The 4591-nt window shown below is 69.0% G+C and carries 3 protein-coding genes; all 3 read left to right on the top strand.

Annotation, left to right across the window (positions count from 1 at the left end; translation table 11 throughout):
* Window positions 1-204: 204 nt before the first annotated feature.
* Window positions 205-1398 carry a hypothetical protein gene (locus tag FDN03_RS15830; RefSeq protein WP_138178555.1) on the top strand — a complete coding sequence of 398 codons (1194 nt, stop codon included), beginning with the start codon at window positions 205-207 and terminating at the stop codon, window positions 1396-1398.
* Window positions 1399-1408: 10 nt separating this feature from the next.
* The gene (locus FDN03_RS15825) at window positions 1409-3994 is read left to right on the top strand and encodes a glycosyl hydrolase (protein ID WP_138178554.1); all 2586 of its coding nucleotides are present in this window, start codon (window positions 1409-1411) and stop codon (window positions 3992-3994) included.
* Window positions 3995-4000: 6 nt separating this feature from the next.
* Window positions 4001-4591 (top strand): hypothetical protein (locus FDN03_RS15820; protein WP_212743927.1); only part of this gene is annotated, 591 nt, incomplete at its 3' end.

Genomic DNA, 4591 nt, shown 5'->3' with positions numbered 1-4591 from the left:
CACCAGCGACACAGCGGGCGGATCCAGCTGTGGTGCGGGTACGGCAATGGCGAACGACACCGGGGGCCTCCTCCCAGCTCGTCAAAGAGAGGGGGAGGATCAGTAGGGCAGCGAACCGGGCGCGGCGATCGTGGTGATCGACTGGCCGGTTCGCTGCCCTACTGATCCTCCCCCTCTCTTTGACGAGCTGGGAGGAGGCCCCCGGTGTCGTTCGCCATTGCCGTACCCGCACCACAGCTGGATCCGCCCGCTGTGTCGCTGGTGCGCGCCGCCAGCCGTCCGCAGACCGCGGACGACCGGTGGGCGTTGGACGGCGTCACCTACCTGCCGGAGGTTGCCGCACAGGTCATCCTCGGCGACCCGTGCGGCCCGGCCGGTGTCGGCCTTGCCGCGATCGTCACCCCGACGTCAGGCACTTCGGCGTCGGGCGGAACGCTGACCGCCGACACCTACGGCTACAAGGTGACCGCCCTCTCCCAGTGGGGTGAGGGCCTGCCATCAGCGGAGGTGACGCAGACCACCACCGGCTCTACGAGCACGGTGACGCTGACGTGGACCGCGGTTGCCGGGGCCGAACAGTACCGGGTGTACGGGCGGACGTCGGGCGGGCCGTGGGGGCTGCTCGCCACCGTGTCTGCGCCGACTGTGTCGTGGACGGACACCGGTTCGGCGTCGGTTGGGGCGGCCCCGCCGACCGCGGACACCTCGGGCACCTACAGCTACACGGCGCCGGGCGTCGTCGAATGGATGCCGTACTCGGTGTCCGCCTACGACCGGTGCACGTTGATGACCGCCAGCGGCCGGGATTTCGTTGGCAGAGCGACCCGGCTGCTGGAGGCTGCCACCCCGAAGGCGGTTGAGCGGGAGTTCTGGGACGGCACCCGGGCCCGCACCGCCGGGTTGGGAAACCGGTATCTGACCAAGCAGGGTGCTGCGACGGTGGTCAACCCGACGCCGGGCACCGCCGTGTCGTTCACCCGCGGCCTGCTTCTGCTGGAGCAGGCGCTGGCCGACTCCGGGTTCGGCGCCCCCGGCATGGTCCACTGCCGGCCCGAAGCGCTCGACGACACCGCCCAACTGTTCCGCCGCACCGGAAACCTGATCCTCACCAGCAGGGACACCATCGTCGTGCCCGGTGTCGGCTACTCGGGCCGCGGCCCGGCCGGTGACAGCAACGAGGTGCCGGCCGCCGGCAAAACGTGGATGTTCGCCACCGGGCTGGTCGAGTACCGGGAAACCCCTGCGGCGATGGACCCAGGCTGGACGTCCGGCGGACAGCCGTCGCCCAACGCGATCGACCGAAACATCAACATGGTCACCGCCTGGGCCCGGAAGACCGCCCTCGCCTCGTGGGATGGGCAGGCGCACTACGCCGTCCTCGTGGACCTCCCGGCATGAGGCGGCGGCCGTGGTAGACGTCCCCACCGAGACCGAGTTCGAGGCCGCCCTCGACGTGATCGAGGCGGACATCGCCGACCTGCGTGCCCGGGTGTCCGCGCTGGAGCCGCACATCCCGCCCGGCGCCCCGGCGATCTCCGGCGTTGCCACGGCGGACCGGACGACCACCGCGGCAACGCTCGTCGCGCAGGTTGATCCGCAGGGCCAGCCGTTCACCTGGCAGTACGAATACGGCACTTCGACCAGCTACGGCAGTGTCAGCCCGGCCGCGCCCGCCGCCGGGACCGCCGCCGCGCAGACCGTCCAAACGCAGATCTCCGGCTTGACGTCGGGTGCGGTCTACCACTTCCGGCTCGTCGTGACGAGCGCCGCCGGCACATCCACCTCCGGCAACGAGACGTTCATCGCCAACACCGGTAGCACCGGCCCGGCGCCGACCGTCCCGTCGGTCACCAGCGTCGCAGCCAGCAGCGTCATCAACACCAGCGCCGTCCTGTCCGCGCAGGTCTCGCCCAACGGGTCGACCACCGCGTGGAGGTTCGAGTACGGGCTGACGACCAGCTACGGCGGGCTCGCGCCGATCCCCGACGGCAGCGTCGCGACCGGTGCGGCGATGACCGTCAGCGCCACCGTTACCGGACTCGCCGCCGGCACGACCTACCACTACCGGCTGCGGGCCGTGAACAGCTCGGGGACCACGACCAGCAGCGACCGGACCTTCACGACCACCGCGACCGCGCCAGCCATCGGCCGGATCACCCGGTCTGGGAAGGCCCTGCAGCTCAACGGCGGCCAGTACAAGTTCGCCGGCATGTCGTGGCCGCACGCGGTCGGCTGCGGCCCGGCCGGCTCCCAGCCCACCCCCGCGCAGGCCGCGCAGTTCTTCGCCGAGTTGAACCCGCGGTCGATGACCCGCATCTGGGTCATGCCCGGGATGAGCCTCACCGCCTACGACACGGTGTTCGCCGCCGCGAAGGCCGCCGGGCAGTACCTGTGCGTCACCCTCCTCAACGGCTCCTCCAGCTGCACCTCGTACACCCCGACGTACACGACCCCGCTGGACTCGACCGCCGCGGCGTGGATCGACTCGGTGTGCACCCGGCATGCGAATGAAGCCACCGTCGCCATGTACGAGATCTGCAACGAGGCGAACGAGGCCAACAGCAACATCGCCGGCTGGTATCAGGCTGTCGCCACCCGCATCAAGCAGCGCGACCCGCAGGCCCTCGTCGGGACCGGCGGTGGCAGTGCCGCGAGCAACGCGGGTGTGATCGCCGCGTTCGCGGCTGGCAGCGCCATCGACCTGATCAGCTACCACGACGTCTACGCGCCCGCCGGCACCCTCGGTCCCCGCGCCGCCGCGTTCACCACTGCGGCGAACACGGCCAACAAGCCCTGGTACATGGGGTCCCGCAGCTTCGCCGGGACCGGCGGTGACACGGGCAGCCTGACGACCAACGCCCAGCGGCTGTCCACCGAATACGGCCAGTACCTCGGACAGGCCAACTGCTCCGGCTACCTGTATGACAACTTCTCCGTCGCCACGACTGGCACCACGGTCGCGAATTTCGGAAACGCCCTGTGGTCGGCGGCGCGGAACTACAACAACAGCGCCTACAACGGCAGCGGCGGGGGCGGCGGACCGACCACCCCGGTGACCGGATGGTGGCCTTACGCCGGCAGCTACAACCACAACCGCATCCAGGCCACCTATGACTGGCAGGCAAACATGGGCGGCGGCAGGCCCATCGGCCACTGCCTGTGCTACCAGATCCGCGGCAGTGGATGGGGTTCCCTGCTCAACGTCGGCGGATACCCGTTCGACCAGTTCAACGACAAATCCAAAACGCTGATCATGCAGCATGCGCCGTTCCCGTCGAACGTGGGCGCGAACTACGCGCAGCTCGTCGCCGGGAACTACGACTCCTACTGGCGCAATTTTGCACTCGCACTCAAGGCCCGCGAGGAAGCCGGATACCCGGCGGTCATCAACAGCATCGCCTGGGAGATGAACGGGACCTACTTCTACTGGGGTGGGCAGGACTCCAGCCACACCGGCGGCGGCCGGTTCACGAGCAACGCCCAGTACATCGCCGGCTACCAGCGCATCGTCAACGTGATGCGGGAGGTGTACCCGAACGTCGTCACCGCCTGGGTCATCAACGGCCACGCGTCCAACCCGCAGTCCAACTCCTCGCTGGTCTACCCCGGTGACGACTACTGCACGTTCATCGGGGGTGACTGGTACAACTGGTACGACGGGAACCCGCAAAGCGAATCGGCTTTCCGGTCCGAGGCGAACGACCCCGACGGCATTCTGTGGATGCTCGCCCGGGTCCGTGCTGCCGGCCCCGACTGGCGCGGACGGCCCAAGAAGTTGATCGTCCCCGAATGGGGCCTCGCGCAGGGCTACGGCACCCCCGGCGACAACGCCAACTGGGTCACGTGGATGACGAACGTGTTCAAGGAGGCGCACGCCACCGGACACATGGGCCCGGAGAACTATTTCAACGAGGCCGTCGGCAGCATCTTCGACATTTACGGCTCCAAGCCGAACGCCCGCGCCCGCTACAAGTCGATCTACACCCCGGCGTGATGCGCGATGGTTAACGTGCCCACCCGGGAGGAGTACCAGTCCCGCATCAACGACGTGAACGCGGCGCTGGCCAACCTCAAGGCGCGGCTCGCGGTCATCGAGTCCCCAACGTCGTCGGACACCCCGGTCGCGTCCGGTCTTGCCGCGTCGAACATCACCGCGACTGGTGCCACGGTCAGCGGTGTCGTCGAGCCCAAGGGTCAGCCGTTCACCTGGCAGTTCGAATGGGGGGCGACGGACGCCTACGGCAACCTGGCGCCGGCCACCCCGACGCTTGCCTCCGCCGAGGCGCAGACCGTCTCCACCCAGATCGCGGGCGCCAGCCCCGGGGCAGTCACCCACTTCCGACTCAAGGTCACCAACGGCGCGGGCATCGCCTACTCGGGCGACGCGACATTCATGGCCTCGGACACGCCGACCACGCCCACGGTCGAGCAGACGTCCACGTTCAACAACACCAACGTCGGCACCGGCAACGGGCAGGCCGAGTACACCGGCGCCTGGTCCGTCTGCTCCAACTGCTCGCCGTCCGAGACGCCGACCGACTACCGGTACTCGTTCACCTCCGGGGCGTACATCACCTTGCGGTTCAACGGG

It is taken from the genome of Glutamicibacter sp. V16R2B1 (genome assembly GCF_005774635.1).
Classification (GTDB): Bacteria; Actinomycetota; Actinomycetes; order Actinomycetales; family Micrococcaceae; genus Glutamicibacter; species Glutamicibacter creatinolyticus.
Note: the sequence above shows the minus strand (reverse complement) of the source record. Positions and strands in the feature narration are given on the sequence as shown.